We start from the raw sequence: 26,109 nt of genomic DNA, 5'->3' as shown, positions 1-26,109 counted from the left end.
CTGCTAGCGAATTGCGCCCATGGCGTGACGTCATGTCAGAGCTTTACGCGCACCATCTGGTAGGAGTAGGGCGGCAGGTTCACCGACAGTTTTCCATCGGCGATGCGGGCACCATCACCCTTGCGCGGAGCCACTTCGTCCTGCTTGCCGGCCGTGTTGACCGCCTTAAGGTTGGTGTGGGTCATCACCTGGTGATCGATGATCGAGCCGCCGGCAAAACCCTGCAGGCTGACTTCGGTTTCGATGCTCTCGGTGGGGTGCCGGTTGACGAGGAAGAAGCTCAGCGTCCCGGCTTCTTCGTCGTGGGTGCCCGCCACGTCCACGAAGGGCGTCTCTGCCTTGTGGGTGGTCTCGTAGCCCGGAGAGCTCGTGACCAGTTGCAGCGCGGTGCCGCGGCCGAAGATCGAGGCGAAGTAGTAGGGGTAGTAAATGGTCTGGGCCCAGGCCGGGCCGCCCTTTTCGGTCATGATCGGGGCGATCACGTTCACCAGCTGGGCGATACAGGCGATCTTCACCACATCCGAGCGACGGATGAAGGTGTTGAGGATCAGGCCCACCATCAGTACGTCTTCGAAGTTGTAGATGTCTTCGAGCAGGCCCGGGGCATGTGGCCAGCCGCCGTTTCCGCCAAGTACTTCGCGGTCGCGCTTGTTCGAGTGGTACCAGACATTCCATTCGTCGAAGGAAATATAGACGTCCTTCTTGCTCTTTTTCTTTGCCTTCACCTGCTTGATCGTTGCAGCAACTGTCTCGATATAGGTATCGAGCTTGTGGCTCAGGCCGAGATAGTTCGGCGTATTGTCTTCGCGATTGGCGAAGTACATGTGCAGCGAGATGTGGTCCACCGAGTCATAGGTGTGCTCGAGCACGATGCGCTCCCAATCAGGGTAGCTCACCATGTCCGAATTGGACGAACCGCAGACGACCAGCTCGAGCGAGCTGTCGAACAGGCGCATCGCCCGGGCAGTGTTGGCAGCGAGCTTGCCGTATTCGTGGGCGTCCTTGTGGCCGACCTGCCATGGGCCGTCCATCTCGTTGCCGAGGCACCAGAGCTTGACGTTGAACGGTTCCTTGCGGCCGTTCTTGATGCGCAGGTCGCTCCAGTACGAGCCGCCGGGATGGTTGCAGTATTCGAGGAAGTTGCGGGCTTCGTCGATGCCGCGGGATCCAAGGTTGACCGCCAGCATCATCTCGGTGCCCACAGTGGCGCACCAGTCGGCGAATTCGTGCACGCCGACGGCGTTGCTTTCGGAGGTGTGCCAGGCCAGGTCGAGGCGGGTGGGGCGCTGGTCGCGCGGGCCGACGCCGTCTTCCCAGTTATAGGCCGAAACGAAATTGCCGCCGGGATAGCGGACGACCGGCACGTTGAGCTTCTTGACCAGATCGATCACGTCACCGCGCATGCCGTCCTTGTCGGCGGTCGGGTGATCCGGCTCGTAGATGCCCTCATAGACGGCCCGGCCCAGGTGCTCCAGAAAAGCCCCGTAGACACGGTCGTCAATTTTGGAAATGGTGTAGTCCTTGTTCGCGATAACGGACGCTTTCACCGTGTCCTCCCAATAATCCTGTTTTTCTGATTTATATCAGTAAAGCGGTTTTATACGGGCGGATACGGGCTGGCAAGGGTCTGCGAGACGAAAATTATCACACTTTTCGATCGAGTGAATAAGTGCGTACGCCAGCGAGCCAGGAGTTGGCCGCTATCGAACCCGAAAACGCGATATCGCAGGGGTTTAGGGAGGCGCAGTTTGCACTGCTACGGGGCCGTCTGCAGGCGCAGGATGATGTCCTGGTCATAGTTGCCGAAGCCGCGCCCGAAGATATTGATGCCGCCTGGATGTTTGGCGTCGGGCTTGACCGCGATGCGCAGGCGGATCGAATGGTGATTGGACAGGTCCAGATCGCTCAGCGACACCGGCGAGATCTTCATCCCGTCGACATAGGTGCCGTCCTGGGTGATGCGCCAGCCTTTGAGCTTGCCATATTGGCTGCCCTTGAGCTTCCACCAATCCGGGGTATAGACGCCGCGCTTGTCGCCATAGTCGCCGGTCGACATCCAGGTGCCGATTTCGGTGCCGTTGACGGAAAGGGTGATGTCGCTGGGCCAGTCCGCCGACGTGCCGGGCACTTCCGAACTCAGCTCCATTGAAAATTCCATGGCTTCGATGGTGTGCTGGGCCAGCTTGGCATTGTTGGGGAACTGATATTCGAGATACCCGCGGGTGAACCAGATCAGCCCGGCCTTCATGCGGTCGGGGTCCAAAAAGGTATTGGGCACGTCCAGCAATCCGATAATGCCGTCCGTCGAGCAGAGCCCGCAGGGCGCGGACACTTCGCAACTGGTGTAAAGGCCCAACGGCATGGCCACTTCGATCGTATTGGCCCGCGACGGCTCTATGTCGTCCTTGAACATCACCATGATCTCGTCGAAGGTCGAATGGCAAATCTTCTGATTGCCCTTGCGCGCCTTCTGGGTTTCCGTGCGGATCAGGCCTGCTTTCTCGAGAATTTGAATATTGGTCGACACTGTCGACTGCGGCAGGTCCAGACGCGCGGCGATGTCGTTGCCGTTCAGCGGTCCCTCTACATGCAGGAGCTTGAGGATGCTCACGCGAATAGTGGAGGCGAGGCCCTTGAGAACGTCGATGTTCTCTTCGGGGTCGACGACAAGAAAGTTGCGGCTCATGGGATTTCCAAATTCGAGATGCAGCTCCGGTTCTGCATCAAAAGATATGATGTAATCAAGTGCAGCCGGGAAAAGTATTGTGCGACAGTCAATAGACCTGTGCGCGATCGAGCTGCCGCGTTGCTTGGTACAGCCGCGCTGCATTGGCAGCATCCCCGGCTTCCAGCGCCGCGGTGAGTGACACGAACAGGGTAGCCGCCTTTTCGCGATAGTCTGCTGCTGCCAGCGTGACGGAGCGCGTCAAGGCCAGGGCGAGGGTCAGTTCAACGACGCCGAGAACGGAGCGAAGAAGCATGTCGTGACCGCTATCGGCGATGATGGTGTGAACCTCCAGGCACGCCAGACCGAACTGTTCGATGCTGTCATCTGCCGTCTCCATCTGGTGGCACCAGTATTTGAGGAGGCGCACCTGCTCGGCATTGCGATGCCGCGCGGCAAGTTCCACGATCGGGGGTTCGAGCAGGTCACGGATGCGGAACAGGCTGTCATAGAAAGCCGGGTCCGGTGCGGCGTCGAAGTGCCAGGCCAGCACCTGCGGGTCGAAGAAATTCCAGCGCAACCTTGGAGAAACCCGGGTGCCCACTTTCGGGCGGGCCTCGACCAGACCCTTGGCCTCCAGCGTCTTGAGGGCCTCGCGCAGCACGGTGCGCGATACGCCATATTGCTCCATCATCACGGCGTCGCTGGCCAATACCGAGCCGACGGGGAAGGTACCGGTGACGATGGCCTGGCCGATCTCGTTGATGACGAAGGTATGGAAATTGCGCGCCGCGCGCCTGCCCGTCAACGAGCGGATGAGGCTGCCGGTCTCTATCATGGCCGCCCCCTTGCACCCCCCTGGCGCCAGGGAGGCGTCACCGTCGCACTCCTGTCCCGCTCGGCATGGTCTAGGCCTTTTCGCCCGGTGAAGAGGCCGCGAAAATCAGCCGTTGCAGGACAATGAACAGGAACAACAGGACACCAATCACGATCTTAGTCCACCAACTCGACAGTGTTCCGTCGAAGATGATGTAGGTCTGAACCAACCCCAGCAGCATGACCCCGATAAAGGTGCCGAGCACGAAGCCGTAGCCGCCGGTGAGCAGCGTGCCCCCGATTACGACGGCGCTGATCGCGTCCAGTTCCACCCCCACGGCTGCCAGCGGATAGCCGGCTGAAGTGTAGAGGGAAAATACGATTCCCGACAAGGCGGCGAGGGTGCTCGATACCATGTACACCGCCACGGTGGTGCGCGCCACGGGCACACCCATCAGCGAGGCGGAAGTTTCATTGCCGCCAAGCGCATAGACGTAGGACCCAAAGCGGGTGCGGTGGGCGACAAGGGCACCGATCAGGAAGACCGCGACCATCAGCAGCCCGATGAAGCTGAGCCGCCCGCCGCCCGGAAGCCGGATCAAGAGATCGGAAATCCAGTCGTAGAACTCGTGTTTGATCGGGACGGAATCCCGGGTGATGACAGACGCGCCGCCGCGGGCCAGGAACATTCCGGCCAGCGTGACAATGAAGGCGGGCACCTGCAGGTAGTGAATGGCTAGGCCCATGCTGGCGCCAAAGGCGGCGCCCGCGGACAGGGCAATGACAAAGGCGAGCAAGGGGTGCAGCCCGGCCCAGCCGATCAAGACGGCCACGAGGACCCCGGTGAACCCGATCACTGCACCAACAGACAGGTCGATGCCGCCGGAGAGGATCACAAAGGTCATGCCGACCGCCGCAATGCCAAGAAAAGCGTTGTCGGTCAGGAAGTTGCCCAGCACCCGGGTGGAGAACATGTTGGGAAACTGCATGACGGCCAGGGCATAGGCGATGGCGAAGATAATCGCTGTCGCCAGAAGGGGTCTGATGCTGCGGTTCATTTGCTTGCCCCCCGGACCAGCGCCGGGCCTCTCTTGGGCACCATCCTGGTGGCCAGTGGTGACTGGATGACAAGCACAAGGACAATCAGCCCGGCCTTGACGATCAGGTTGAACTCAGGCGGGAAGCCGGACACCAGGATGCCGGTGTTCATGGCCTGGATGATGATGGCGCCCAGAACGGCCATGGGAATCGAGAAGCGGCCGCCGAGCAGGGACGTTCCGCCGATGACCACGGCGAGGATGGCATCCAGTTCGAGCCATAGCCCCGCATTGTTCGCGTCGGCTCCACGAATGTCGCCGGCAACGATCAGTCCGGCAATGGCGGCGCAGAGGCCGGAGAGCGCATAAACCAGCATGATCAGCATGCGGCTGTGGATCCCGGCCAGGCTGGCCGCGGCCCGATTAACGCCGACGGCCTCGATGAACAGTCCGAGTGCCGTTTTTCGCACGATGAGCGTCACGACGATCAACAGGACTATGGTGATGACCGCCGCCATGGGCAGCCCAAGGAACGAGCCGGTCCCGATATAGATCAGGAGCGGATCGGTGAAGGTCACGATAAAACCTTCGGTGGTCAGCTGCGCAATGCCGCGGCCGGCGACCATCAGAACCAGGGTTGCCACGATGGGCTGGATATCGAGCACGGCAACGAGAAATCCGTTCCAGAGCCCGCAGGCGAGGCCGACTGCCAGGGCGGTAGCGACGGCAATGGGGGCAGGGTAACCGGCCACGACCATGGTGGCGGCGACGGCACCGGCCATGGCCATCACCGCACCGACGGACAGATCGACCCCCTTGGTGGCAATGACGCCGGCCATGCCGATGGCCAGGATAGCAACGGGCGCCCCGCGGTTGAGCACGTCGATGAGGCTGCCGAACAGGCGCCCGTCCTGCCAGGTGATGCGGAAGAACGGCGGGAAGATCAGCCAGTTGATCAAGAGGATGCCAACCAGCGCCAGCAATTGCGGGTTGGCGAGCTTGCTCAGGAAGCGGCGGGTCATGGCGTGGGGCCCTCGCGGTGATTGGCTATCGCCTGCACGATGACGCCGGGATTGATGTTCTCGCCACTGAGTTCGGCCACCATTTCGCGATCGCGCATAACGACGATACGGGACGAGTAGGCGACGACTTCATCCAGTTCCGAAGAAATGACGACCAGCGCCAGGCCCTCGTCGCGCAGCCGATTGATGGTCCGCACGATTTCGGCATGGGCGCCGACATCGATGCCGCGCGTGGGTTCGTCGAGAATGAGGAATGCGGGGTCGGTAGCCAGCCAGCGGGACAGGATGACCTTTTGCTGGTTGCCGCCAGACAGAAGCTTGATCGGCATGTCGAGTGAGGCGGCGCGTATGTCCATGGATTCGCCGAAGCGGCCGGCGATTTCCATCTGTTCATCGCGATTGAGGGCGCTGAACCAGCCCAGCTTGCCCTGTAGCGCAATCACGATGTTTTCGCGGACCGAGAGGTCTCCAAATATGCCTTCGGCCTTGCGGTCCTCGGGGCAGAATCCAAAGCCAAGCGCAATGGCGTCGCTCGGCCGGGAGACCGAGGCCGGTTTGCCCTGAACGCGCAGTTCGCCTTGATCGGCGGCATCGGCGCCGAACATGATCCGCGCCATTTCCGTGCGCCCAGATCCGAGCAGGCCGGCCACGCCGACAACCTCGCCCTTGTGAATGGTGAGGCTGAACGGGTGCACGCTGCGCTTGCGGCCGAATTCGGCGAAGTCGAGCAGGACTTCGCCCTGGGGGCGCGCATCCTCAAGGGCCGTGGCGCCGGAAAAGGCGACATCCTTGCCCAGCATCAGGCGCACCACGTCGGTTCGCGTGACGTCGTCGAGGGCGCGCGTTTCGACCAGTTTGCCGTTGCGCAAGACGGTGACGCGGTCTGAGATGGCAAAAACCTGGTCGAGAAAATGGGTGATGAAGACGATGGCCAGGCCCTGGCTCTTGAGATCACGCATGATTTCGAACAGGCGTTCTACCTCATTGCGATCGAGACTGGCGGTGGGTTCATCGAGGATGAGCACTTTGCCGGAAAGTTCGACGGCCCGGGCAATGGCGATGATCTGTTGCACGGCGACCGAATGTCCGCCCAGTTCGCTGGCCGGATCGATGTCCAGCCCATAGCGCTTGAGGATGTCGCGTGACTGCCGCTCCATGCGCCTGCGGTCGACAAGACCGAAGCGGGTCGGCTGATGTCCGAGAAAGAGATTTTCGGCGACAGACCGGTTCGGCAGCAGGTTTACTTCCTGATAGACCGTGCCGATGCCATGGGTCTGGGCCTGCTGCGGATTGTCGAGATGAACAGCAGTACCGTCCACCAGCACCGCGCCGTCCTCGGGCTGATAGGCGCCGGTCAGGATCTTGATGAGCGTCGACTTTCCGGCGCCGTTTTCGCCGAGCAGCGCATGGACTTCACCGGCCCGCAGACCAAAGTCGACAGCATCGAGCGCGACATGGTTGCCGAATATCTTGACGATACCGCGCGCTTCGAGCGCGAAAGCTGCCTCTGTCATTGGAAATTCCCCCGCCGCCGACCGTAAAGCGGAACTATCTCTGCGTCATCCCCGCGAGAGCAGAGACCTCCGTCCGAGAACAGGGGTTCCCGCATGGGCGGGAATGACACCGCGGGTGAGTGTTGGACACTCACCCGCGAGGTTCATTGCATGCTTAGTAGCCGAGGTCCTTGCGGCGATCATATTCGCCCTGCGGATCGTCGGCTGCCGTGTAGAGCTTGGACTCGGTGATGATGAACTTTTCCGGCTCGGTGCCGTCGGCCCAGTAGGCAGCGAGAGCATCGAAGGCCGGACCGGCCATGTTCGGGGTCAACTCGACAGTGGCATTGGCTTCGCCTGCGGCAATGGCGGTGAAGATGTCGGGCACAGCGTCGATGGAGACAACCAGGATATCTTCGCCGGGCTTGAGGCCGGCATCCTTGATCGCCTGGATGGCGCCAACGGCCATGTCGTCATTGTGGGCATAGACGGCGCAGATATCGGCACCGCCATTGGACGACTTGAGGAAGGCTTCCATCACTTCCTTGCCCTTGGAGCGGGTGAAGTCACCGGTCTGGCTCTGGGAAATGGTGATATTGGCCGCCGAGGCAATGCCTTCCTCGAAGCCCTGCTTGCGGTTGATGGCGGGGCTTGAACCAACGGTGCCCTGCAATTCGACGACATTGCAGTCTTCGCCGCCGACTTCGTTCACCAGCCACTCACCGGCCACACGGCCTTCCAGAACCTGATCGGACGCGACCGAAGTCAGGTACAGGTCTTCCGGCGCGTCGATGCCGCGGTCCAGCAGGATAACCGGAATTTCGGCTTCCTTGGCTTCGTTGAGAACGTCTTCCCAGCCAGTGGCAACCACCGGGGCGACCAGGATCGCGTCAACGCCCTGGGCGATAAAGCCACGGATGGCCTTGATCTGATTTTCCTGCTTTTGCTGGGCGTCTGCGAACTTGAGGTCGACGCCACGTTCCTCGGCCTGCTGCCGGGTGACGGACGTTTCCGCAGCGCGCCAGCCGGACTCCGAGCCGATCTGGCTGAAGCCGATAACCTTGCCGGAAATGTCCTGGGCCAGGGCGCCAGAAGACAAGGCGGTAGCGAGGCCTGCCGCGAGGGCAAGCTTGGTAATGATGCTCACGATGGATCCTCCCAAATGCCAGTCGGGCTTTGCGCCTCGACGGTGAGCACACGCTATATAAAGTACTATTATATGTAAAGTGTGCTTGTGCGCAGCGTGGTCGCCCCGAAGCAGCCTGCCTGCGAAATTGAGGTTTCAGAAGACGTTAGTCGGCCGATCGCGCGAGCCCATGCATGAAAAAGCCGAGGGGACGGGGCCGTTTCGGAGTGTTCATTCTGTGATGAGGCGGCGGAATCGTTGCCCTTGTCGGCAGGACCGCAAAGGCGTATTCCAGCACAACGGTCTGCAGTTCACCGAGGCGTCGCCGTCCCGACAGGGAAGCTAAACCTGCTCAGAAAGACCTTCGACACGCACCAATCCCTTGTGCTCAGTCGCAAGCCGGCGACCGTGACACCGCCTTCTCCGGCGGGCGAGCGCTCAAGGAAGAGCCATGTCGAAACGTGTTCAATCCCTGGTCATCGCTGACCTTTCCGCCTTCGCCAAGCAGTTGCGTGAGCAGATCGCCGCGCGCGATGGTGCGCCCGGTCATGTTGAAATGCTCAACATGCTGACCCGCGCCGCCGGGTTTCGAAACTACCAACATTTCAAGGCCGTACACGATGACCGGCCTGCCGCCGAGCCCGTGGACCTGCAACTGGTGGAAAAGGTCAGCAGGCATTTCGATGCCGATGGCGTGCTGTTGCGCTGGCCGGCGCGGAACATCCAGCAGCCACTATGCCTCTGGGCCCTGTGGAGCCGGATGGAGCCGGGGCGTGACTATTCCGATCGTGAGAATACGGAATTGCTCAATGCCTGGGCCGGATTCGGGGATCATGCGCTGCTGCGCCGGGCCATGGTGGATATGGGTTATGTCACCCGGACGCCGGATGGACGAACCTATCGCCGCATCGAGCAGAAGCCACCGGCAGAGCTGAGCGCGCTTCTGAAAAGGATAGTGCCAGCAAGGGCTTAGGGTCAGACCTTCTTGAGCAGCCGCTGCATGGCCACCTTGGAAACCAGATCGCCATAGGACACGGTTTTGCTGGTCTGAATCGAGGCGAAATTGCCGGCGAGGATCGCGCTTTTCTGGGCGACCTCGGCGGCAGCCAATCGACGGGCGCGCAGGTGCTGCATCCGCTCGTATGGCGGCAGCTGGTGCATGTTGAAGCGCGTGATTTTTCCCGTGTATACCATGGGTTTAGTTGGCGGTCACAGGTATTAACGAAACCTGAATATCACGCGCAGTTGAAGCCGGTCATGCCGCTCAGCGCTGGTCTATACGCCATGCGTGATTTGGTTAGCACACTGCTAGCATTTGCTGTGCAAGCCAAAAAAGTTATGCCGCTCCTAATACCCGCCCTTAATGCTGGGTCAGGACGAGACCGGCGGCACCGGCCATCATGGCGCCGGCCGTCTTGTTGAGACGACCAAGTGCTTTTTCGCTACGGAACATTTCGCGGGCGGCCGATGCGAGCCAGGCATAGCCGCACCCGATCAGCAGGAGCACGACGATCACGATGGCTGTGAGTTCCACAAAGGCCAGCGGGGTCATCTGGCCGAGGGGGACGACGGTGGGCAGGATGGCCAGATAGAAGACGATGGTCTTGGGATTGCCCATGGTGAGGGAAAAGCCGGCGAGGAAGGTCTTCAGCGCATCTTCATTGCGCGGCTTCATCTGCTCGGAGCCGGGGCGGGCCGTCCAGAATTTCCAGGCGATATAGAGGAGGTAAGCGGCGCCGGCCCAGCGGACCACGGTAAAGACCGGACCGAACCAGGTGGCGATGGCGGCAAGCCCAAACACGGCAAATACGAAATAGACGAGGTCACCCAGAAGGATGCCGAGCACCATGGGAAAAGCCCCCTTGAAGCCGCCACCAAGGGCGCGGGCCACGACGGCCGCGACGCCTGGACCGGGGACCAGGACGGCGATGGCATAGGCGATGGTGAAGGCAAGGAGGGTGAACAGGTCCATGATGGCCATCCGAAAATAACGGGCGGACATTATGCCCGCGCCATGATTTCCGCCAGAGGGCGGTTGACGCGCGCGCCTGATTTCCTATTTTCAGGGCATCGCAACACGACCGGACGGTGCCACATGGACACGATCCCAAACGCAAAGCCGAACTGCCTTGCCAATGGGGATATCCATGCCTGCCTCCGTGACGATTTCGCGCCTAAGCTATTCCGGCCCTGACGGCCGCCCGCTTTTTTCTAATCTCGACCTCAGTTTCGGCACCGGCCGGACAGGACTTGTCGGCCGCAACGGCGTCGGCAAGACCACGTTGCTGCGCCTCGTTGCCGGGGAACTGGCACCCGCCGCCGGTACGATCAGTATCGCCGGTCGGCTCGGCATCCTGCGCCAGCAGGTTCGGCCGCAGGATGGGGAGACCATAGCCGATCTCTTCGGGGCGCGGCCAGGCCTTGACCTCCTGGCCAAGTGCATGCGGGGAGATGCCGGTGCCGATGAAATCGCGGAGGCCGACTGGACGCTCGAGGCCAGGCTCGAAACGGCCCTTGCAGCTTTGGCCCTCGAGGTCGGCCCCGATACAGAGTTGGCGACGCTGTCCGGTGGGCAGCGGACGCGGGCGGCACTGGCGGCGCTGATTTTCGATGCGCCGGACCTGATCCTTCTCGATGAACCCACGAATAATCTGGATGGCGACGGCCGGGCTGCCGTGGCGGAACTGCTTGCGCAATGGAAGGGCGCGGCCGTGGTCATCAGCCATGACAGGGTGCTTCTCGAAAACATGGACGCCATCTGTGAGCTGACCGGTCTCGGTGCCACGAGCTATGGCGGCAACTGGAGCTTTTACCGGGAGCGCAAGGCCCAGGAACTCGCAGCGGTCCAGCATGACCTGGATGTGGCGGAGCGGCAGGTTCGCGACGCGGCACGGGCCGCGCAGGATGCCCGCGAGCGTCAGGACAAGCGCAATGCGGCCGGGGCAAGGAAAGGGGCCAAGGGCGGGGCGCCCAAGATATTGCTGGGCGGGATGAAGCGGCGGGCCGAAGCCACGACAGGCGGGCTAAACCGATTGTCCCAGAAACAGGCGGCGGCGGCAGAGGGCCAGGCCATTGAGGCGCGGGCGCGTGTCGAGGTGCTGACCCCGTTTTCGATTACACTGCCCCCAAGTGGCCTGCACGCGGGCAAGCTCGTACTGCGGGCGCAGGGACTGACCGGCGGCCACGATGCGGAACGCCCGGTCATACGCAATTTTTCGCTCGATATCGTGGGGCCCGAACGGGTGGCGATCACCGGCCCAAATGGGGTCGGCAAGACGACGCTGCTCAATTTGCTCACCGGCGTCCTGAAACCAGGCGCCGGTCATGTTCAATTGGGCGGGCCCATCGCATTTCTGGACCAACAGGTGGCCCTGCTCGATCGGGAGCAGACCATTGTCGAGAATTTCCGCCGGCTCAATCCGCAGGGTAGCATCAACGATTGCCGCGCCATGCTGGCGGCCTTCAAGTTTCGCAACGAGGCGGCCTTGCAGGTAGTGGGAACCCTGAGCGGCGGGGAAATGCTGCGAGCCGGGCTGGCCTGCGTGCTCGGCGGCGCAGCGCCACCGATTTTGATCGTTCTCGACGAACCTACAAACCACCTCGACATCGAGGCGATCGAAGTGGTCGAGGCGGGCCTGCGGGCCTATGACGGCGCGCTGCTGATCGTCAGCCACGACCGGGCGTTTCTCGAGAATGTGGGGGTTGAGCGGGAGGTGGTGCTACGGGCGGATGGGCCTGCAATTGTGACTTGAGGTCCCCACTTTCGCGGGAATGACATTGTGGGTAGGCGGGAATGATTTTGGGGGTGGATGCCGATTTCGCGGGAATGACGCTGTGGAGGTAGGCGGGCGAACCCCGGGAGACCTCATGGTGAGCTTGTCGAACCACGAGGTCGAGCTCGCGGAGGCTTTGGTGCCACGACCTCGTCCTTCGACGGGCTCAGAGCCTGCCCCCGCGAAGGCGGGGGATGAGGTCTACTCTTGGCTCGGTGGGGTGTGGTTTTGAAACGGAGGTTCCTGCTTTCGCGGGAATGACATTGTGGGGGTAGGGCGGGAATGACTTTGTGGGTGGATGCCTGATTTCGCGGCAATGATGCGGTGGAGGTGGGCGAGATCGACGTTGTGCGAGGAAGCGGGCGAACCCCGGGAGACCTCATGGTGAGCTTGTCGAACCGCGAGGTCGATTGCGCGGAGGCTTTGGTGCCACGACCTCGTCCTTCGACTGGCTCAGGATGAGGTCTGCTCTGGCTCGGCGGGTGGTCAGAGCATGCCCCCGCGAAGGCGGGGGATGAGGTCTACTCATTTCCCGCAGAGGGGGATGGGTTTGAAACGGAGGTCCCCGCTTTCGCGGGGATGACATTGTGGTGGGGCAGGAATGACTTTGTGGGTGGAGCCTGATTTCGCAGGAATGGCGCGGTGGGGATCAGGGCAGGCGTGCCAGGCGTTCGGTGAGGAGGGTGTAGAAGCCGTCGGCGTCGCCGGAGCGGACGTAGTTGGCATTGTAGGCCCGGCCGGTGACGTGCCAGTAATCGACCACGGTCATGCCGACGGTCAGCTCGCTGGCGGTTTCGACGGTGACATTGCAGTGGCGCCATTCGAACAAATCGGGCTTCAGCAGATAGGCGATGACAGTGGGGTCATGGAGCGGCGCACCGTCCCAGCCATATTTGTTGAGATCGAAGGTTTCGGAGAAGGTCAGCATGGCATGGACGGCATCGCCGGTCTTGCTGGCCAGGGCCTTGATGGCATCCAGGCGCGGCGGTGTCGACTGGATCATGTGCGTCACATCCAGCGGCAGGATGGTGATGGGGGCGCCGCACCGCATGACGACATCGGCGGCTTCGGGGTCGACATAGATGTTGAACTCGGCGCAGGGCGTAATGTTGCCGCCTTCGAAACAGGCCCCGCCCATCATGACAATTTCTTCGATGCGCTCGGCGATGGCCGGTTCCTTGACGAGGGCCATTGCGATGTTGGTGAGCGGGCCGAGGGTACAGAGGGTAATGGTCCCGGGCTCCGCCTGCATGATGGTGTCGATGATGTAGTCGACGCCATGCTGGCTCTGGAGCTTGATCGTTGGCTCGGGAAGATCGGGGCCATTGAGGCCGGTATCGCCATGGACGTGCTCGGCCGTAACGAGGTGGCGGCGCATGGGCCGCGAATAACCCGCATAGACCGGCACATCGGTGCGACCGGACAATTCGACGATCTTGAGCGCATTGTTGGCATTGTGGTGAAGACCGACATTGCCGGCCACGGCCACGATCCCCAGGACATCCAGCTCCTCCGGCGAGGCGAGGGCCAGAAGAATGGCAACGGCATCGTCCTGGCCTGGGTCTGTGTCGATGATGATCTTGCGGGACATGGCGGCCTTCGGATGTTGGAACAGATTCGCGGCGAGCTTATCCAAGCCGGGCGGGCGGGTCGATATTGGCGTGAACCGGAACGAATGCTGTGGCCTGGCGTTTTTCGCATCACACACCAAGGTCAGGATCCGAATGCTCCGCCCCGTTTCAAAGGCGCCATCGCCAGACATGAATGAAAGCCAGTTCGAGCGGGTTCTGACCAATGCGGCTCGCCTGGCCATTGTCGGCATCGGCTTGGCGGTGCTGCTCATGGTGCTGCAGGCCGGAAAGGTGTTTCTGGCGCCCGTGACACTTGCGGTGGTGGTCGGGCTGATGTTCGGGCCGGTTGCCGACAAGGTCGAGAGCTGGGGCGTGCCTTCGGCGCTGTCGGCGGGCGTCGTCGTGCTGCTGCTGCTGACGGTGATCTCGTCCTTCAGCGTGCTCTTTGCCGTGCCGCTCAGTGAGTGGGTGGCGCGGGCGCCGCTGATCTGGGAGAAGCTGCAATCGCAACTGGCATCGCTCAAGGGACCGCTCGAGTCGCTTGGCGAATTCCAGCAACAGCTCTCTGCCATCCTCGGCACCGACGATGCCATGGCGGTGACGGTGGAAGACGGCAGCACGGTGACGGGGGTGGCGCTGATGGCGCCCGCTGCACTGGCGCAAATCGCCATATTCCTTGCCAGCCTCTATTTCTTCGTCGCCACGCGCGATCATATCCGCATGTCGGTCCTGTCGATGTGCGTCACCCGCCGGATGCGCTGGCGCACGGCGCATGTGTTTCGGGATGTCGAGGCCAAAGTCAGCCGGTTCCTGCTGTCGGTGACCATGATCAACCTGTGCGTCGGCACGGCCGTGGCCACGGCGATGTGGATCATCGGCATGCCCTCGCCGCTGCTGTGGGGCGCCATGGCCGCGGTGCTCAACTACATTCCCTATGTGGGGCAGGCGATCATGATCACGGTGCTGTTGGCCGTCGGGCTGGGGACGCAGACGACACTGCCGGAAATCCTTTTGCCGGTGGCGTGCTATGCCGGCATCAATTTCGTCGAGGGGCAGATTTTCACCCCACATTTCATCGGGCGCAGCCTGACGCTCAATCCGTTCATCATCTTCCTCTCGATCACTTTCTGGATCTGGGCATGGGGACCGGTGGGCGGACTGGTGGCCGTGCCGGCGCTGCTGATCGCCCAATCGGTGATTGCCCATGCCTTGCCGAGCAGGCCGGTGCGGCCGCGCCGCCCGGTCCGCCGAACCAGAAGCATGAGCGATCGCGAGGAACTGCTGGCCAATGCGGCCCAGGCGATCCGCGAACAACGACAGGATCGGGCGGCGGAAAAGCGCAGCCAATCCAGGGATGAGCCACCACCGGGCACCGGACCGACCGGGGTCGAGCCTGCCGCAAACTGAAGATGGGACATGCGGAGCCGGCGCTTGACGCCGGAGCCATGCCGCATCAGTGTCGATCCCCAATAGTTTCGGGGAATAGACATGGCAGGCGAGGTGGTTTCTCATGCGGCGGAGGCGGCGCACCATGGGGTGGACCTGGTGCCGGTCGTTGCCCTGCTGGCTGCAGGCGTCATCGCCGTGCCGCTGTTCAAGCGGCTGGGCCTCGGCTCGGTGCTCGGGTACCTCGCGGCAGGGCTGGTGCTCGGCCCGTCCGGCATCGGGCTGATTGCCGATCCGGCTTCGGTGCTGGCTGCGGCCGAACTGGGCGTGGTGCTTTTTCTGTTCATCATCGGGCTCGAAATGGAGCCCATGCGCCTCTGGGCCCTGCGCAAGCAGATATTCGGCCTGGGCGTGATCCAGGTCGGCACCTGCGGGGCTCTGCTGACGGGCGTCGGCGTGCTGATCGGCTTTGCGCCGGTGGTAGCCTTTGTTTTCGGCATGGGGTTCGTGCTGACCTCGACGGCCATCGTCATGCAAATCCTTGGCGAGCGCGGCGAACTGGCGACCGATGGCGGGCAGAAAATGGTGTCGATCCTGCTGCTCGAAGACCTCGCCATTGTGCCGCTCCTGGCGGTGGTGGCCTTCCTGTCGCCGACAACGGATGATGCCGATGCCTGGACACGGCTGGCTGCATTCGGGCTGGCGGTCGGCGCCATCCTGCTGCTGATTTTCCTCGGGCGGCGGATCATGAATCCGTTCTTCGCCTTTCTGGCGCAGGCGCGGGTGCGCGAGGTGATGACTGCGGCAGCCCTGCTGGTGGTTCTGGGTGCGGCGCTGCTGTTCCAGGTCAGCGGGCTGTCCATGGCCATGGGGGCGTTCCTGGCCGGGGTGCTGCTGTCGACCTCGACCTTCAAGCACCAGCTGGAGGCCGATGTCGAACCGTTCCGCGGATTGCTATTGGGCCTGTTCTTCCTCGCTGTCGGCATGTCGCTCGACCTTGGCGTCGTGGCCGAGAACTGGCAGCTCATCGCCATCAGCGTCGTCGCCTACATGCTGGTCAAGGCGGTGGCGATCTATGTCATTGCCCGGCTGCTGCGCTCTGATCACGCCGAGGCGCTGGAGCGCGCGGTGCTCATGGGGCAGGGCGGTGAATTCGCCTTCGTGCTCTATACCACCGCCGCATCGACCGGGCTGATCGATGCGCCGACCAATGCGATCTTCACGGCAACGGTGATCATTTCCATGGTGCTGACGCCCTTCGGGATCATCGGCATGCGCTACCTGATGCCCAAGAAGGTGCAATCGATGGACGGGGTGGAGACGGCGGACGGATTGAGCGCCAAGGTGCTGATCATCGGCTTCGGCCGGTTCGGGCAGATCGTCAGCCAGCCGCTGCTGGCCCTGCGCTACAGCGTCTCGATCATCGACAACGACACCGACATGATCCGGGCCGCCGCGCAGATCGGGTTCAAGGTTTACTACGGAGACGGCACCAGGCTCGATATCTTGCGGGCGGCGGGGGCCGGCACGGCTGACCTGATTCTGGTGTGTACCGATGGGCGGGAGCGGACCAACCGCATCGTCGAACTGGTGCGGCACGAATTTCCACTGGCCAAGGTCATGGCTCGCGCCTTCGACCGCGTCCACGCCATCGAGCTGATGAGAGCCGGGGTCGATTACCAGCGGCGCGAGGTGTTCGACAGCGCCGCAACCTTTGGCGGGGAAGCGATCCGCCAGCTGGGCGCCGACGAGCAACAGATCGCCGATATCATCGAGGGCCTGCGCGAGCGCGACCGGCAGCGCTTCGAGTTGCAGCTGAACGGAGACGATTGGCGCACCGGCGGACAGCTGCTTTTGAACAATGCCCGCGAGCAGGCGCGCGAGGGCGGTGTCACGGTTTCGGACGCCGATGCCGAGGCGGTGGCCCAGCGCAGCGAACGCGAAACGCAGGGTGGTTGAGCCCCGCTTTCGGGAGGGGGCTTTTCCCTGCACAAATTAAGTGCAAGAGTGGCGCATCTAGAGGGGAACATCGTCATGAATACTGGATTGCGAGATGCCGCAAAAACCGATCGTTTACGATGCTCCTACGCCGGAGCCCCGCGCCACAACTGTTGAGGCGCTACAGGCAGAGATCCTTGAGAACCTGATTTACTCGGTTGGCAAGGATCCTATCGTCGCCCGGCCGCATGATTGGTTGCGGGCAACAATATTGGCCGTTCGCGATCGGATCATGGATCGCTGGATGGAGAGCTCGCGCGAAACCTGGCGGACGTCGAACAAGCGAGTCTATTACCTAAGCCTCGAATTCCTCATCGGCCGGCTGATGCGCGATGCCATGAGCAATGTCGGGCTGATGGAGCCGGTTGCCGAAGCGCTCAAGAACCTCAAGGTCGATCTGGGCGACCTGATCAATCTCGAGCCCGATGCCGCGCTCGGCAATGGCGGCCTTGGCCGGCTGGCGGCGTGTTTCCTTGAATCCATGTCGTCGGTGAATATCCCGGCCTATGGCTATGGCATCCGCTATGTGCACGGACTTTTCCGCCAGGAAATGAGCGAAGGCTGGCAGGTCGAGCTGCCGGAAGACTGGCTTGCCCATGGCAATCCGTGGGAGTTCGAGCGCCGCGAAAGCGCCTATGAGGTCGGTTTCGGCGGCCATGTCGAGCCGATGACGGACCCGGATGGCGAGGTGCGTCAGGAGTGGCGGCCGAACGAGCATCTGCTGGCCGTGGCCTACGATACCCCGATCGTCGGCTGGCGCGGCAAGCGCGTGAATACCCTGCGCCTGTGGAGCGCGCAGCCGATCGACCCGATCCTGCTCGACAAGTTCAATTCCGGCGACCATATCGGCGCCCTGGAAGAGAGCGCCAAGGCTGAAGCGATTACCCGCGTGCTCTACCCGGCCGATTCTACCGCTGCCGGGCAGGAATTGCGGCTGCGGCAGGAGTTCTTCTTCTCCTCGGCCTCGCTGCAGGACATCGTCCGGCGGCACCTGCAGCAATATGGCGATCTCGGTTCGCTGCCCGACAAGGTCGCAATCCAGCTCAACGATACGCACCCGGCCATTTCCGTAGCCGAATTGATGCGCGTGCTGATCGACAATAACGGGATGAAGTGGGCCGACGCCTGGAGGATCACCAAGGGCACGTTTGGCTATACCAACCATACGCTGCTGCCAGAGGCGCTCGAAAGCTGGCCTGTGGCCCTGCTCGAGCGGCTGCTGCCGCGCCACATGCAGATCATCTACCAGATCAATGCCGACATCCTGGCCGAGGCCCGCAACAAGGCGAAATTCTCCGACCAGCAGGTCGCTGCGGTGTCGCTGATCGACGAGCACGGTGGACGGCGGGTGCGCATGGGGCAACTGGCCTTTGTGGGTTCGCATTCGATCAACGGCGTTTCCGCGCTGCATACGGAACTGATGAAGCAGACGGTGTTTGCCGACCTGCACAAGCTTTATCCGGAGCGCATCAACAACAAGACCAATGGCATCACCCCGCGCCGCTGGCTGATGCAGTGCAATCCGGCCCTCACCAAGCTGGTCAGCGAACGGATCGGACCGGAATTCCTCGACGATATCGACAAGCTCAAGGGGCTTCTGGCCCATGCCGACGATCCGAACTTCCAGAAGCAGTTCGCGGCGGTCAAGCACGCCAACAAGGAGCGGCTGGCAAAACTCATCAAGGACCGCGTCAATATCAAGGTCGACCCCAATGCGCTGTTCGATGTGCAGATCAAGCGCATTCACGAATACAAGCGGCAATTGCTGAACATCATTCATGCCGTGGCGCTGTATGACGATATCCGTGCTCATCCCGAAAGGGACTGGGTGCCGCGCGTGAAGATTTTCGCCGGCAAGGCGGCGCCGAGCTACTGGAACGCCAAGCTGATCATCAAGCTGATCAACGACGTGGCCCGGGTCATCAACAATGACCCGGCGGTGCGCGGCCTGCTCAAGGTGGTTTTCCTGCCCAACTACAATGTCAGCCTAGCGGAAGTGATCGTGCCCGGCGCGGACCTGTCGGAGCAGATTTCGACGGCCGGCATGGAAGCCTCGGGCACCGGCAACATGAAGTTCATGGCCAATGGGGCGCTGACAATCGGCACCATGGATGGCGCCAATGTCGAGATGCACAATGAAGTGGGTGACGACAACATCGTCATCTTCGGTCTTACCACAGAGGAAGTGGAGGACAAGCGCGCTCGCGGAGAAGTGCCGCGCGGGGCCATCGACTCCTCGCCACGCCTGCGCGAGGCGCTCGACTCCATCGCTTCGGGCGTGTTCTCGCCGGACGACCCGAACCGGTATCGGGACCTGATCGGCGGGCTCTATGACCATGACTGGTTCATGGTGGCGCGCGATTTTGATGCCTATGCCGCAGCCCAAACGCGGGTCGACGCGTTGTGGAAGGACAAGGCGCGCTGGGGCGCCATGGCCATTCGCAACACGGCCAGCGTCGGGTTCTTCTCGTCGGACAGAACCATCCGCCAATACGCGGCCGACATCTGGGGGGTGCCAACCAGCTGACGGAATGGGTGTATTGCCGGGTGAGGGCCTGGCGAGACCGGATTGAAATGCCTGGATAATTCGTCCGCAGCGACGAACGGGGAGAGTGGGCGTGAGTTTGACGAAGGAAATCTGGCAAGCCGACGGCAGGGAAGTGGACGCCATCGTGGGTGGCCATCACGGCAATCCCTTCGCGTTCCTGGGTCTGCACGAAGTTTCGGGCCATTGGGTGTTGCGGGCCTTTGTGCCCCACGCGGAAAGCCTGGATGCCTTTACTCTCGACGGGCGCGCCCTTGGCCACCTGATCCCCCGGCACAAGGCTGGATTTTTCGAAGGCAAGGTGGACCTCGACCACGCCCAGCCCATTCGCTACCGCGCCCGCAATGCGGGCGGTGAATGGGACGTCCACGACGCTTATTCCTTCGGTCCTGTCCTGGGGCCGATGGACGATTACTTTATCGGTGAAGGCAGCCATTTGCGGCTGTTCGACAAGCTGGGCGCCCACGAAATGGAATTCGAGGGCATTCACGGCACCCATTTCGCCGTCTGGGCCCCTAATGCGCAGCGTGTGTCCGTGGTGGGGCCATGGAACGAGTGGGACGGCCGGCGCAATCCGATGCGCAACCGCTCGGGCATCTGGGAAGTGTTCATTCCCGTTCTCGGCACCGGCACCATCTACAAGTATGAAATCGTCGGCAAGGACGGAAAAGTCTTGCCGCTCAAGGCCGATCCATTTGCCCGGCAGGCCGAAATGCGGCCCCGCACGGCTTCGATCGTTCCGGACCCGACCCCGTTCACCTGGTCCGACCAGAAATACATGGAGGAGCGGGCGAGCAAGGACTGGCGGCGCACGCCCATGTCCATCTACGAGGTGCATCTGGGCTCCTGGCGCCGCCGCCCCGATGGCAGCTTCATGTCCTATGACCAACTGGCCGAGCAACTCGTGCCCTATGCGGCGGACATGGGCTATACCCATCTCGAATTCCTGCCGGTCTCCGAGCACCCCTTCGACCCCAGCTGGGGCTATCAGCCTACTGGGCTATTTGCGCCGACGGCCCGGTTTGGCGACCCGGCCGGGTTTGCGCGGCTGGTCAACGCGGCCCATGAGGCTGGCCTCGGCGTTATCCTTGATTGGGTGCCGGCGCATTTTCCCACCGATGAGCATGGTCTCGCACGGTTCGATGGAACGGCGCTCTACGAGCATGAGGACCCCCGGCAGGGCTATCACCCCGACTGGAACACGGCGATCTACAATTTCGGGCGCAAGGAAGTATCGGCCTTCCTGACCAATAATGCGCTGTTCTGGTTCGACCAGTTCCATATCGATGGCCTGCGCGTGGATGCCGTGGCCTCGATGCTCTATCTCGATTATTCGCGCCAGGCCGGTGAATGGGTGCCCAACCAGCATGGCGGCAACCAGAACCTGGAAGCGGTGGCGTTCCTGCAGCGGGTCAATGCCGAAGTGTACCGGCAGTTTCCCGGTGCCTTCATGATCGCCGAAGAGTCGACGTCCTGGCCGGGTGTCAGCGCCCCGACCTATGATGGCGGGCTGGGCTTCGGCTTCAAGTGGAACATGGGCTTCATGAACGACACGCTGCGGTTCATGAGCCGGTCGCCGATCCACCGGCGCTATCACCACAACGACATGACCTTCGGGTTCATGTACGCGTTCAGCGAGAATTTCGTTCTGCCCCTCAGCCACGACGAGGTGGTGCATGGCAAGGGATCGCTGCTGACCAAGATGCCGGGCGATGACTGGCAGCAATTCGCCAACCTGCGGGCCTATCTCGCCTATATGTGGGGGCACCCGGGCAAGAAGCTGTTGTTCATGGGACAGGAATTCGCACAGCGCGAGGAATGGTCGGAAAGCCGGGCGCTGGACTGGTTCCTGCTCGATGCGCCGAACCATGAGGGCATCAGGCGGCTGGTTGCCGATCTCAACACGGCATATCGCACCCTGCCGGCGCTCTATGAGCGCGATTGCGAGCCAGATGGCTTCGAATGGGTGATCGGCAATGACCAATCCAATTCGGTCCTGGCCTGGATCAGACAGGCGCCGGGGGCCGATCCGGTGCTGGTGATCTCCAATTTCACGCCGGTGCCGCGCAGTGGGTACAAGGTGCCCCTGCCGCTGGCCGGGCGCTGGGTGGAGCGCGTGAATACCGATGCCGGCTGGTATGCCGGCGGCAATACCGGGAACCAGGGGGGCGTCACGGCCCTGGCCGTTGAGGGACGACACATGCCGGCGGAGGCAGAACTCTATCTGCCGCCACTGGCCACCTTGTTCCTGAAATACGAGCCGGAGTGATCCCGGCTTCAGTGCAATACGTCCCGGCCTCAGCCGGGCAGTAGTGGAGGGTAGTGAGAATGGCAGATTATCGGGCACCTTCGCCCCTGGCCCGCGAGGCCATGGCCTATGTTCTGGCCGGTGGGCGCGGCACGCGCCTCATGGAACTGACCGACCGGCGCGCCAAGCCCGCGGTCTATTTCGGCGGCAAGTCGCGCATCATCGACTTCGCGCTCAGCAATGCGATCAATTCGGGTATTCGCCGCATTTCGGTGGCCACCCAGTATCAGGCGCATTCGCTGATCCGGCACCTGTCGCGCGGTTGGAACTTCCTGCGGCCGGAGCGGAACGAGAGCTTTGACGTCCTGCCGGCCAGCCAGCGGGTGCGCGAGGACATGTGGTATGCCGGCACCGCCGACGCCGTGTACCAGAACATGGACATCATCGAGGATTCGGGCGCGCGCTACATTGTCATCCTGGCGGGCGACCACATCTACAAGATGGACTACGAAATCATGCTGCGCCAGCATGTGGACACCGGTGCCGATGTGACCATCGGGTGTCTCGAAGTGCCGCGCATGGAGGCCACGGGCTTTGGCGTCATGCATGTGGACGGGCGCGACCGGGTTGTCGATTTCGTCGAGAAGCCGAAGGACCCGCCGGGTATTCCCGACAAGCCGGACATGGCGCTGGCCTCCATGGGCATCTATGTGTTCGAGACGCGGTTCCTGATGGAGCAGTTGCGGCGCGATGCGGCGACGGAAGGGTCCAGCCGCGATTTCGGCAAGGATATCATTCCCTATATCGTCAAGAACGGCACCGCCTGGGCGCATCGCTTCCCGCGCTCCTGCGTGCGCTCGAGCAATGAGGAGGTCAGCTATTGGCGCGACGTGGGGACCATCGATGCCTATTGGAAGGCCTCGATCGATCTCACCGACATCAAGCCGCAGCTCGATCTCTACGACCGGGACTGGCCGATCTGGACCTATGCCGAGATCACTCCGCCGGCGAAATTCGTGCATGACTTTGACGGCCGGCGCGGCTCGGCGGTCAATTCCCTCGTCTCGGGCGATTGCATCGTCTCGGGCGGGCACCTGCAGAAGACGCTGCTGTCCACGGGCTCGCGCGTCCATTCCTATTCGGTGCTCGAAGAGGCGGTGGTGCTGCCCTATTGCGATATCGGCCGCAATGCGCGGCTGAAGAAAGTGGTCATCGACCGCGGGGTGAATATCCCCGAGGGCCTGGTGGTGGGCGAAGACCCCGAATTCGACAGCAAGTGGTTCCGCCGTTCCGACGATGGTGTCACGCTGATCACGCAGAGCATGGTCAACAAGTATCTGGCGGACCGATGATCGAAGTCCTTTCCGTTACCTCGGAAATCTATCCGCTGATCAAGACCGGCGGCCTGGCCGATGTCGCGGGTGCGCTGCCCGCGGCATTGGCCGAATCCGGGGTGAGCATGCGCACGCTGGTGCCCGGCTATCCTGCGGTTACCGGCAAAATGGCGGGCGGACGCGAGGTTGCGGTGTTCGACGACCTGTTCGGCGTCAAGGGCCGGCTGGTGGCCGGGCGCGTCGCGGGCCTTGATCTCATCGTCCTCGATGCGCCGGCGCTCTACGACCGGCCGGGCAATCCCTATGTCAGTCCCGACGGCTGGGACTGGCCGGACAACTGGAAGCGTTTTGCGGCGCTGTCCTGGGTGGCCTCGCAACTGGGGCTTGGCCTGGTTGATGGCTATCGGCCGCAGGTGATCCACGCCCATGACTGGCAGGCCGGGCTGGTGCCGGCCTATGTCAAATATGGGCCGTCGGCGAGCCTGCGGACCGTCATCACAGTCCACAACATGGCCTTCCAGGGCACGTTCGGCGCGGACATTTTCGGGCAGTTGCGGCTGCCGGCCCATGCCTTTTCTGTGGAGGGTGTCGAATATTACGGCGGTGTCGGCTATCTCAAGGCCGGGGTTGAATGTGCCGATGTGGTGACGACGGTGTCGCCCACCTATGCCAGCGAAATCCGCACTCCGGCTTTCGGCATGGGGTTGGAGGGCCTGCTCAACAATCGTTCGGCAACGGTGTTCGGCGTCCTCAACGGCATCGACATGGAGGCATGGAACCCGGCAACGGACCCGTCCCTGGCGCAGAACTATGCGGCCAGCACCGTGCACCACCGCGCGATCAACAAGCGGGCCCTGCAGGACGCCTTCGGACTGGATGCTGCCGAGGGGCCGCTGTTTGCAGTGGTCAGCCGCCTGACCTGGCAGAAGGGCATCGACCTTCTGGCGGCCAATATCGACATGATGGTTGCCGCAGGCGCGCAACTGGCCGTGTTGGGTTCGGGGGATGCGGAGCTCGAAAACGCCATTCGCGCCGCAGCCATGCGCTATCCCGGCAAGGTTGGCCTGATCACCGGCTACAATGAGCCACTGAGCCATCTGGTGCAGGGTGGGGCGGACGTCATGATGGTGCCGTCGCGCTTCGAGCCGTGCGGCCTGACCCAACTCTATGCCCTGCGTTACGGATGTATTCCGCTGGTGAGCCGCGTGGGCGGGCTCAACGACACGGTGATCGACGCCAATGTGGCGGCGTTGCAGGCCGAAGTGGCAACGGGCGTGCAGTTCGCGCCACCGGACGAGGGCGCTCTCGGCGATGCCATAAGGCGGACGCTCGCGCTCCATGCGGACGACAAGGCGTGGAAGAAAATGCAGCGGCGCGGCATGAAATCGGAAGTGAGCTGGCAGTCCAGCGCCGCGCGCTATGCCCAGATTTATTCATCCCTGACCGGATTGACGACACATGACAGTGCAGACGATTAAGACGACGCCATACCAGGACCAGAAGCCGGGAACATCGGGCCTGCGCAAGCGCGTGCCGGTGTTCAGCCAGCCGAACTATGTCGAGAACTTCATCCAGTCGATTTTCGACAGCCTGGATGGGTTCGCGGGCAAGACGCTGGTCATCGGCGGCGATGGGCGCTTCTACAATGACGTGGCGATCCAGAAGGCGATCCGGATCGCGGCCGCCAATGGCTTCGGCAAGGTCATGGTGGGTCAGGGCGGGTTGCTGTCGACCCCTGCGGCCAGCAATATCATCCGGCACTATCAGGCCTTTGGCGGACTTGTGCTGTCGGCAAGCCACAATCCGGGCGGCCCGGATGGCGACTTCGGCATCAAGTACAATGTGGGCAATGGCGGGCCGGCGCCGGAGAAGATCACCGACGCGGTCTTTGCCCGCACCAAGGTTATCGACACCTACAAGACGCTCGACGCACCCGATATCGACCTCAAGACGATCGGTACGCAGCGCGTGGGTGAGATGACCGTGGAAGTCATCGACCCGGTCAAGGACTATGCGGCCCTGATGCAGTCGCTGTTCGACTTCGACGCCATTCGTGGCCTGTTCGCCGGCGGCTTCCGCATGACCTTCGATGCCATGCACGCGGTGACCGGCCCCTATGCTCACGCCATTCTCGAAGGCCTGCTGGGCGCGCCGAAGGGCACCGTCATCAATGGCACGCCATCTCCGTCCTTCAATGACGGGCACCCCGATCCGAACCTGGTCTATTGCAAGGACATGTTCGACCTGCTGATGACCGATGCCGGGCCCGATTTCGCGGCGGCCTCGGATGGCGACGGCGACCGGAACCTGATCATCGGCAAGAACCGCTTCGTCACCCCATCGGATTCCCTCGCGCTCCTGGCGGCCAATGCGCATCTGGCGCCCGGCTACAAGGCCGGCATAGCGGGGATCGCCCGCTCGATGCCGACCAGCGCGGCAGCGGACCGGGTGGCGGAAAAACTCGGCATCGAAATGCACGAAACGCCGACCGGCTGGAAGTTTTTCGGCAATCTGCTCGATGCGGGACGTGTCACCATCTGCGGCGAGGAGAGCGCCGGCACCGGGTCCAACCATGTCCGGGAGAAGGACGGGCTATGGGCGGTGCTGCTCTGGCTCAACATTCTCGCCGCGCGCAAGCAGAGCGTGGATGCCATCGTGCGCGAGCATTGGCAGACCTATGGCCGCAACTACTATACGCGCCACGACTATGAGGAAGTGGATGCAGGGATCGCCAACAAACTGGTGGACGAGCTGAGGGCGCAATTGCCGTCGCTTCCGGGAAAGACGTTCGGCGAGGACCTGCAGGTCGCCTATGCCGATGACTTCACCTATCACGACCCGGTCGATGGCTCGACCAGTGCCAAGCAGGGCATTCGCATCGGTTTTACCGACGGATCACGCATCGTCCTGCGCCTGTCCGGAACCGGAACGGTCGGCGCCACGTTGCGGGTCTATCTTGAACGCTATGAGGCCGCCGATGGGCGCCACGACCTCGACACCCAGCTTGCACTCGAACCCCTCATTGGCGTCGCCGAGCAGCTTGCAGGGATCAAGTCGCGCACCGGACGGACCGAGCCCAGCGTCATTACCTAGAA

General features: G+C 62.5%; 19 protein-coding genes. 9 read left to right on the top strand and 10 right to left on the bottom strand.

Annotated elements, in window-relative coordinates:
• Positions 1-35: 35 nt before the first annotated feature.
• The 7 genes from KIT02_RS06515 to ytfQ all read right to left on the bottom strand — a co-directional run bounded on the left by KIT02_RS06515 (position 36) and on the right by ytfQ (position 8,180).
• Positions 36-1,547: an alpha-N-arabinofuranosidase gene (locus KIT02_RS06515; RefSeq protein ID WP_297583820.1), complete on the bottom strand. Its 1,512-nt coding sequence runs from the start codon at positions 1,545-1,547 to the stop codon at positions 36-38.
• 209 nt (positions 1,548-1,756) lie between these two features.
• Entirely contained in the window at positions 1,757-2,686 is a 930-nt protein-coding gene (locus KIT02_RS06510; RefSeq protein ID WP_297583817.1) for a helix-turn-helix domain-containing protein, read from the bottom strand.
• An 88-nt stretch (positions 2,687-2,774) separates the two neighbouring features.
• Positions 2,775-3,503 (bottom strand): GntR family transcriptional regulator, encoded by a 729-nt coding sequence (locus tag KIT02_RS06505; protein WP_297583815.1) that lies wholly within the window; start codon positions 3,501-3,503, stop codon positions 2,775-2,777.
• Between the two features lie 70 nt (positions 3,504-3,573).
• The gene (gene yjfF / locus KIT02_RS06500; protein WP_297583813.1) at positions 3,574-4,539 is read right to left on the bottom strand and encodes a galactofuranose ABC transporter, permease protein YjfF; all 966 of its coding nucleotides are present in this window, start codon (positions 4,537-4,539) and stop codon (positions 3,574-3,576) included.
• Positions 4,536-5,540, bottom strand: coding sequence for an ABC transporter permease (locus KIT02_RS06495; RefSeq protein WP_297583810.1), 1,005 nt, complete (start codon positions 5,538-5,540; stop codon positions 4,536-4,538). Before KIT02_RS06495 ends, yjfF begins: the two co-directional genes overlap by 4 nt.
• Entirely contained in the window at positions 5,537-7,054 is a 1,518-nt protein-coding gene (locus KIT02_RS06490) for a sugar ABC transporter ATP-binding protein (RefSeq protein WP_297583807.1), read from the bottom strand. Before KIT02_RS06490 ends, KIT02_RS06495 begins: the two co-directional genes overlap by 4 nt.
• Positions 7,055-7,208: 154 nt before the next feature.
• The gene (gene ytfQ, locus KIT02_RS06485; RefSeq protein ID WP_366520593.1) at positions 7,209-8,180 is read right to left on the bottom strand and encodes a galactofuranose ABC transporter, galactofuranose-binding protein YtfQ; all 972 of its coding nucleotides are present in this window, start codon (positions 8,178-8,180) and stop codon (positions 7,209-7,211) included.
• Between the two features lie 430 nt (positions 8,181-8,610).
• Between ytfQ and KIT02_RS06480 the strand changes: the two genes are divergently transcribed.
• The gene (locus KIT02_RS06480) at positions 8,611-9,132 is read left to right on the top strand and encodes a DUF2087 domain-containing protein (protein WP_297583804.1); all 522 of its coding nucleotides are present in this window, start codon (positions 8,611-8,613) and stop codon (positions 9,130-9,132) included.
• 2 nt (positions 9,133-9,134) lie between these two features.
• Here the strand turns inward: KIT02_RS06480 and KIT02_RS06475 are convergent, their stop codons facing one another.
• Together KIT02_RS06475 and KIT02_RS06470 are read right to left on the bottom strand one after the other, a co-directional pair.
• A complete protein-coding gene (locus KIT02_RS06475) occupies positions 9,135-9,320 on the bottom strand; it encodes a hypothetical protein (protein WP_297583801.1) in 186 nt (61 codons plus the stop codon).
• Between the two features lie 199 nt (positions 9,321-9,519).
• Positions 9,520-10,131, bottom strand: coding sequence for a LysE family translocator (locus tag KIT02_RS06470; RefSeq protein ID WP_297583799.1), 612 nt, complete (start codon positions 10,129-10,131; stop codon positions 9,520-9,522).
• A gap of 175 nt (positions 10,132-10,306) precedes the next feature.
• Between KIT02_RS06470 and KIT02_RS06465 the strand changes: the two genes are divergently transcribed.
• Positions 10,307-11,911, top strand: coding sequence for an ABC-F family ATP-binding cassette domain-containing protein (locus tag KIT02_RS06465; RefSeq protein WP_297583797.1), 1,605 nt, complete (start codon positions 10,307-10,309; stop codon positions 11,909-11,911).
• A gap of 670 nt (positions 11,912-12,581) precedes the next feature.
• Here the strand turns inward: KIT02_RS06465 and KIT02_RS06460 are convergent.
• A complete protein-coding gene (locus tag KIT02_RS06460; RefSeq protein WP_297583795.1) occupies positions 12,582-13,523 on the bottom strand; it encodes a nucleoside hydrolase in 942 nt (313 codons plus the stop codon).
• Between the two features lie 133 nt (positions 13,524-13,656).
• On the opposite strand from KIT02_RS06460, the gene KIT02_RS06455 reads away from it, so the two are divergent.
• From KIT02_RS06455 to KIT02_RS06425, 7 genes are all read left to right on the top strand, one after another.
• Positions 13,657-14,910 (top strand): AI-2E family transporter, encoded by a 1,254-nt coding sequence (locus tag KIT02_RS06455; protein ID WP_297583792.1) that lies wholly within the window; start codon positions 13,657-13,659, stop codon positions 14,908-14,910.
• Positions 14,911-14,991: 81 nt separating this feature from the next.
• Complete coding sequence (locus KIT02_RS06450) at positions 14,992-16,848, top strand: monovalent cation:proton antiporter-2 (CPA2) family protein (RefSeq protein WP_297583789.1); 1,857 nt, start codon at positions 14,992-14,994, stop codon at positions 16,846-16,848.
• A gap of 94 nt (positions 16,849-16,942) precedes the next feature.
• Entirely contained in the window at positions 16,943-19,414 is a 2,472-nt protein-coding gene (locus tag KIT02_RS06445; RefSeq protein ID WP_297583786.1) for a glycogen/starch/alpha-glucan phosphorylase, read from the top strand.
• 91 nt (positions 19,415-19,505) lie between these two features.
• A complete protein-coding gene (gene glgB, locus KIT02_RS06440) occupies positions 19,506-21,701 on the top strand; it encodes a 1,4-alpha-glucan branching protein GlgB (protein ID WP_297583784.1) in 2,196 nt (731 codons plus the stop codon).
• Positions 21,702-21,760: 59 nt separating this feature from the next.
• A complete protein-coding gene (gene glgC, locus KIT02_RS06435; RefSeq protein WP_297583781.1) occupies positions 21,761-23,032 on the top strand; it encodes a glucose-1-phosphate adenylyltransferase in 1,272 nt (423 codons plus the stop codon).
• On the top strand, positions 23,032-24,492 hold the full coding sequence (glgA, locus tag KIT02_RS06430; RefSeq protein WP_297585132.1) for a glycogen synthase GlgA: 1,461 nt from the start codon (positions 23,032-23,034) through the stop codon (positions 24,490-24,492). Before glgC ends, glgA begins: the two co-directional genes overlap by 1 nt.
• Positions 24,473-26,107: an alpha-D-glucose phosphate-specific phosphoglucomutase gene (locus KIT02_RS06425; protein WP_297583779.1), complete on the top strand. Its 1,635-nt coding sequence runs from the start codon at positions 24,473-24,475 to the stop codon at positions 26,105-26,107. The genes glgA and KIT02_RS06425 overlap by 20 nt, the downstream gene beginning before the upstream one ends.
• Positions 26,108-26,109 lie beyond the last annotated feature (2 nt).

Origin of the sequence: Devosia sp. (assembly GCF_025809055.1) — a bacterium.
Classification (GTDB): domain Bacteria; phylum Pseudomonadota; class Alphaproteobacteria; order Rhizobiales; family Devosiaceae; genus Devosia.
This window is presented reverse-complemented; position numbering and strand designations above follow the sequence as displayed.